General features: G+C 40.9%; 6 protein-coding genes. All 6 read right to left on the bottom strand.

The window, feature by feature from the left end; translation table 11 throughout:
- Positions 1-343: 343 nt before the first annotated feature.
- Complete coding sequence (locus B2V92_RS05335) at positions 344-793, bottom strand: DinB family protein (protein WP_293305405.1); 450 nt, start codon at positions 791-793, stop codon at positions 344-346.
- 9 nt (positions 794-802) lie between these two features.
- Entirely contained in the window at positions 803-1,567 is a 765-nt protein-coding gene (locus B2V92_RS05330) for a hypothetical protein (RefSeq protein ID WP_293305402.1), read from the bottom strand.
- 620 nt (positions 1,568-2,187) lie between these two features.
- On the bottom strand, positions 2,188-2,652 hold the full coding sequence (locus B2V92_RS05325; RefSeq protein WP_293305400.1) for an ankyrin repeat domain-containing protein: 465 nt from the start codon (positions 2,650-2,652) through the stop codon (positions 2,188-2,190).
- A gap of 286 nt (positions 2,653-2,938) precedes the next feature.
- The gene (locus tag B2V92_RS05320; RefSeq protein ID WP_293305398.1) at positions 2,939-3,811 is read right to left on the bottom strand and encodes a DUF4261 domain-containing protein; all 873 of its coding nucleotides are present in this window, start codon (positions 3,809-3,811) and stop codon (positions 2,939-2,941) included.
- Between the two features lie 265 nt (positions 3,812-4,076).
- Positions 4,077-4,808: a head GIN domain-containing protein gene (locus tag B2V92_RS05315; RefSeq protein WP_293305395.1), complete on the bottom strand. Its 732-nt coding sequence runs from the start codon at positions 4,806-4,808 to the stop codon at positions 4,077-4,079.
- Between the two features lie 187 nt (positions 4,809-4,995).
- A partial coding sequence (locus B2V92_RS05310; protein WP_293305392.1) for a M1 family metallopeptidase occupies positions 4,996-6,572 on the bottom strand: 1,577 nt, incomplete at its 5' end.

Below are 6,572 nucleotides of genomic sequence, written 5' to 3'. Positions count from 1 at the left end.
TTTGGAGCGCCAAAGTACCCAAAGCGCTTCGTCAATCCGTCAATAGGCCTTTTACACAGGGCCATTGCACATCAAAAAAACAGCGGCACTTTGTTTTGTTAGCCAGTGGTGGGTTAAAGGCTTTGCAGACATGAAACACAAAACCACTGCGTTCTAGGTTTGGTAGTACTATTTTTTCTATTGTGCACCTGTTTTTTTGATTTACCTGGCCCTTGGGATTGACGTTCGTTCTTCGGTATGGGATGTGGTGTTTTTAAAGCAAGCTAGCGATGTGTTCAAAACAATTCGTAAAAAGTTGACTTCTCATTATGGGCAAATGTAAGTGGTTTTACAAAATAATATCTTACTCCCGATCCAGCAACCTCCTATGGTAATTAATCTGTCCGAGGTGGTATGTTAAGTGTGTGGTAAGGTGAACGAGCAGAAATCCGGCTGTGGTTTTTTCTTCAAATACCAATAAAGGATATTCACTTTCGAGCTGCTCATTGGTAATTAAGTCTAAAGTTTCATCAACCACCTTTGTTATTTCTTCGATCATTTCGATGAGTTGTTTCTTTGGTATATCCTTTAACGAAAATTCGAGTTCGCGGTTGCGGATATAATTGGTGCCACCCAGGATTGCCCCGATGTAAGTATTCAGGTTACCGATAAGATGGAGGCAAAGGTTACCGGCCGAATTTGTTATTGCCTGATCTACACGCCACAGGTTAGCCTCATTTCGGTAGGCTTCTATTTCTGATTTAAGTCTTTTAAGATCGCGGTTAAAGAGTCTTTTTAGCGTTTCAGTAAGCATATTCGGATTTTAAGGGATAATTTTTTTAGCCGGTTGCGATAAAATTTCTGATCCGGCTTTGCTGATCACCAATAATGCCGGTGGCGAATCTTTTTCTCCCATTAGGGTTATGAAACAGGTATAAAGGTAATCGCCACTTTTAAACTGATAGTTGTGGTTACCTCCGCTGCCATCGGCAGCCCATTTACCATTATTTAAAACCAGTTTGGGTTTATCGCTCATTTTGCTTTTTAGCGGCCAGGCAGCATAGCGGTAATTGTTATTGCCAAGATCGTCAATCCTGATCCGGTATTGAGCCGTTTCGAAAACCAGAACCGGTTGTATAAAATTACTTAACGAGGGGTGAAGGTTGCTTTTTTCGGCGTTGATCAACCTGGCCTGTTCTTTGGCCTCTAACCTTGATTGGTGGTTAACGGCAATGAGTTTACCATTGGTGTCGAGCCATAATTCGCCGTTTAAGAACATAATACCACGCCAGCCAACCGCATCCCAATCAGTATCGGGTTTAGAGTTGATGATCTTTTGGGTTAAATTATCATCAAAAACCTCTTTATAACGTTTTATAAATTCCTGTTTATTTTTAATGGCTGGAATAGGGTAGGCTCTTTTTAAGGGGTAGCTTATTTTGTTGCCCAACTTTTCGATATTGCCACTTTTAACGGCAGTGATAAAAGCTGTAACCACCGGACGGTATTTTTTATCAAGTGTTTTATCCTGTGCGTAGGCGAAATTGATAATGCTTATGAATAAAGCCGCTAATACTATTTTTTTCATGGGTAAGGTGTAGGTAAACGAAGATAATTGTTTATAACTAAAAACCGGTTAATATGTTTTTTGTGTACTAAAGGAAATATCTTTTTTTTGGAGCGCAGAGCCTGTGCAGCACAATAAGTTTCGTCCCGTTTTGCGCTTGTACGCTTCGCTGCCTCGTGCCTCGTTGCTGCAGGGTACTGCTAAAACCGCCCGCCTGCAACGGGCAGGGGGCTGGGTGGCCGGGGCCGTATTTCATATTTGGGGTTTGCATGGCGCAGAAACCGTTGTACCTAAACCCGATTGTAGCGGACACGAAGTGAAACGGAGTAAAGCGAAAGCGGGACTGACGACGGCCACGAACTACTGCATGTTCATTTCCATATTCATAAATAAATCTGGTTTTCCAGGAAGCGCAGGAACTGTGTACCACAATTAATTTTTTGCCGTTTTACGCTTCGTTGCTGCAGGTTACCGCTTCAACCAGGCTAGGTGGTTTGGGCAGTAGATCATTTTTAAGGTTTGCAGAATAACCAAGTATATGTAAAAATTACCTTCTAAATATAAGTTTATGCATTAGAAATTATGGTTTGTGGGGCACGGACAATGGCAATTGTACAAACCGCGGCAAATATTTAGGTATCTTATTTATTTTTTTCTTTAAGCCTGTCCTCGATATATTTAATCAATTCTTCGTTTTTACTTTCTTTTGCTGCGCTAAGTACCGTGTTGCCCTTACCATCGTTTGCATTAATATCGGCACCATTATCCAGCAGCATATCTATAATAGTACGGTTTGCTTTTGCGGCGGCATACATTAAGGCTGTTGTATTAAAGCCATCTCGCCAGTTTACGTCGGCTTTATTTTCGAGCAGCAGTTTTACAATATCAACATTTTTATTGTTTACGGCAGTGATGAGCATATTCACTTTCATCCAGGGCCCTACGGATTTAATATAGTTGGCACTCGCCCCATTTTTTAACAGATCTATAGCTTTTTCTGTATTGTTTTTGGCGATAGCAGAATATAGGTCGTCATTTTTAGTTTGGGCAGATGCGTAAAATGAAATGTAAAGGATTGTGAGGAGTGTTAATAATAATTTTTTCATGCGGTATTTGTTATTTAACGAAGGTAAATGTTTACGATTGAATAGCTGTTTTTTATAAGCGCTTTCTTTAAGTTGGGTTTATCTTTTTGGAGCGCAGGGTTTGTGCGCAGCAATAATTTCATCCCGTTTTGCGCTTGTACGCTTCGCTGCCTCGTGCCTCGTTGCTACAGGGTACCGCTTCAACCCGGGCTAGCTGGCCGGGGCAGTATTTTATATTTGGGGTTTGCATGGTGCATAAATAATGGTTCGTGGAGACACGAACCATGGCGATTGAAAGATTATTCCTTTAATCCGGTGTTACATTTACTACTATCCTTTCAGGAGCAACCAATGAAAACTGTTTTTCGCATTTCCATTTTGAGCCAGCTTTCAGTCCTTCGAGTGTGTTCCCATCTGCTATAACATCACCAAACTCATAAGCATAGTAGGCGTATGTCCATAATAAATTTGCGATCTCGTTTTCATCGGCTTCTGAAAACCGGATTTGAAAATCTGGCAATCCGATGGTATGAAGACCTATGGTATCCATTAGCAGTTTTTTGTGGTTGGTATCCTGACTAGCATTATAAAGCCGTACGTTACAAATTACATGTAGTGTTTGTATTTTATCCGTTTCCCAAATACCAGTGATGTTTACCGGGTTTAAAATTTTCTGTGCTGAAGATGAGTATACTGCATTGGGTTGGGTTACCCTTATCACTGCAACTAAGAAATCTATAAATAAACTAAGCCGTTCTTTATAGGGGAGCGTTCTCGACATAAAATCGGTTACCAATATTTCATAGATGCAGTTTTTTGCAACCTGATTCGCTTCAGCCCAATGCCAGTTTTGCTGAAAAGCAGCATCGGGAAGTTCGACTCCTGATTTGTCAGGATCGGGTATCATGATTGTGCATTGTGCCGGAATTGTAGCATCAGCTAATTCGATGGGGTAATCAGGGAATGAAAAAATAAGCGTGCTTTCTGAAAAAGAATGATCAATGTTTGCGAAGTGTTTTTTTACTTCGGCTAAAAGCTGATTGCGATCAAGGTTTGGTTTGTTAAGGAATAGAAGCTTAGCACTAAGCAGTTCTGGGTAATTCTCCAATGGATCATTTTCCGTTACCTGATCGTTTTCTACTACGGTGTTTTTCTTTTTAAATAGGTTAAATAAACTCATTGGTAAGCTGTACTTATTTGTGGTGAATGTTTTTGCTAATGGCTTTAAATATACATATGAAGAAACTGATTTTGCAACAAAGAAGTATTAAAGGATAGGAGTTCTTGTTGTGTTTTTTAGAAAAATCAGCAGTTAGGTATAAGCTAACGCATGGAAAAAATTATGGTTCGTAGAGACTCGAACCATGACAATGAAAGGGGGTATGAGGATAAAAAGAAACGCCACGAATTTCTTCGCGGCGTTTCTTTTTTTAAGGTAAATGATTTTATATTTTTCTTACCCCACCCGAACCGATAACGGTTTTATCGATGGTTGGATTACCTGAGTAATTTACGCTTCCCGAACCACTGATTACTGCCCTGATGCTTTCGCTTACGGCAATGTTTACCGTTCCTGATCCACTGATGGTGCTGTTTAGTGTTTTTGTCGAAAAAGATCTACCCGAAAGCGTACCCGAACTACTGATGACTACTTTTGCATGATCTGCTCCACCTGTAATATTTATCGAACCAGAACCGCTGATTACACCACTGTAATCGTCTACATCGGCCGTGGCTTTGATGTTTCCTGAACCACTTACGGTTGTTGTTAAATTACCTGTGCTGATTTTTCCGTTAACGGTTAGGTTACCAGAACCGCTTACGGTTAAGCTGGCCAGTTCTTTTGCGGTTACATAAGCCGTAATTTTTTTACCCTCGTATTTGTTAGACCAACTTCTGATGCTGGTTTGCGGACGGATAACCAGAACATTGCCTTTTACCTCGGTAACAATTGAAGCAATTGCCTCTGCATCGCCTTCTAAACGGCAGCTTTCGGTGTTGCCCAAGGTAATAATCACATTGATGGGACCTGCAGCAGCCACGCCGTTAAAGTTTTTAACATCGCGTTCGTCGCCTTTATTGCTTGATATACTGATGCCGGTATGGTTTTTTGCGATTGCGTTAATGCCAGCAGTTAAGGTTAATGATGCCAATAATATTGCAAATACTTTTTTCATGGTTATAGATTTTATTTTTTAGATGAATAATGGTCTTTTTCTTATAAGACGGTTGTTTTTAACAAAAGTTGCACAACGGGCTTATAAAACTTCGGAAGTTGGCTGAGCTGTTTGCCGTGGCCTTTTAAGACTTCCGAAGTTTTCCCAGCCTAATCGCCGGGCTAACTTCGGAAGTTGGTGGTAAAGATTACCCTTTCTTAAGGCCAATATAAAACAACGGATCGTGTTTAAAGGTATCAGCGTTTATGCTGGCATCAACTTTAATGGTTTTCCAGTCGTTTGTGGGTTTAATTAAGGTATAGGTGCCGGCTTTTAAGGTTACGCGTACAGGCATATCAAAACCTTTAACATCGGTTATCCAACGGTACGATAAACTACCATTATCGATTTTATATTCCAGAACAGGGATTTTGGTATAACGTAAATACTGGTCGAAAATCTTATCCAGTTTTAAACCGCTCTGTTTGGCAATATAATTTTCGATCTGTGCCGTGGTTACGGTTTGGTGGTAAAAAGTTTTGTTCAACCCACGGAGGATCTGTCTGAATTTTTCGTCGTTATTAACCAACTGGCGGATGATGCTTACCAGGTTTGCACCTTTGGGGTACATATCGCCAGAACCTTCTTTGTTTACACCATAAGGACCGATTACCGGAATGTCGTTGCGGATAATTTTCTGTAATCCGATTACATACTCGTCGGCAGCAGCCTTATTTTCGGTACATTCGGTAAACAATACTTCCGAGTAATTGGTAAAACCTTCGTGGATCCACATATCGGCAATATCTTTTGAAGTGATGTTGTTGCCGAACCATTCGTGGCCACTTTCGTGGATGGTGATGAAATCCCATTTTAAACCATGGCCTGTACCACTTAAATCTCTTCCTAAATAGCCTTGTTTAAACTGGTTACCATATGCAACTGCACTTTGATGTTCCATGCCCAAATGTGGTGCCTGAACAAGTTTATAGCCATCTTTATACCAGGGGTAAGGGCCAAACCAGTATTCGAAACATTTTAACATGGGTTTAACATCGGCATCCCAGTGTGGGCGTGCTTTTGCACTATCGGTTTGCAGGGCCCAGAAATCGATACTCAGTTTTCCGTTTTCGCCATTATAACTATCCTGCCAATGGGCATACTTGCCAATGTAAAAGGTTACATCGTAATTGTTGATGGGATTGCTTACAAACCAGTTGTGCTGTTGGTAACCATCGGGTTGATCAACAATGCTCCTTAATTTACCGTTTGATATTTCCTGTAAGGTTTTGGGTACGCTAATACTGATCAACATGCTATCTACCTCATCGCTCTGGTGATCTTTATTTGGCCACCAAACACTTGCGCCCAGGCCCTGGCAGGCCACAGAAACGAAAGGATTGCCCGCAGCATCTTTTTTGAAAATGAAACCGCCATCCCATGGCGGTGTTTTGGCTACAGTTGGGTTACCCGAATAAAAAACGGTGAATTTATCTTTACTTCCTTTTTTTACTGCTTTTGGGAAGGTTACAAAAACGGCATTAAACTCACGGGTAAAAGGTAGGTTGGTACCTTTGTAAACTACTTTATCTACTTTTAAGTTATCAAAAAGATCGAACTGGAGTTTGGTGAAATCCCGCGTAGCGGTAAAGGCGAATTCGTTGCTTCCAACAATAGATTTCTGATCAATATCGATCTTTACATCCAAATGGTAGTAATTAATATCGTAGCAGCTTCGCAGGGGAGTAAGTGTTCCACGCAGGCTATCGGCCCTGGAGTTTACCT

The organism is Pedobacter sp. UBA5917 (assembly GCF_002432345.1).
In the GTDB taxonomy this organism is placed as follows: Bacteria; Bacteroidota; Bacteroidia; order Sphingobacteriales; family Sphingobacteriaceae; genus Pedobacter.
This window is presented reverse-complemented; position numbering and strand designations above follow the sequence as displayed.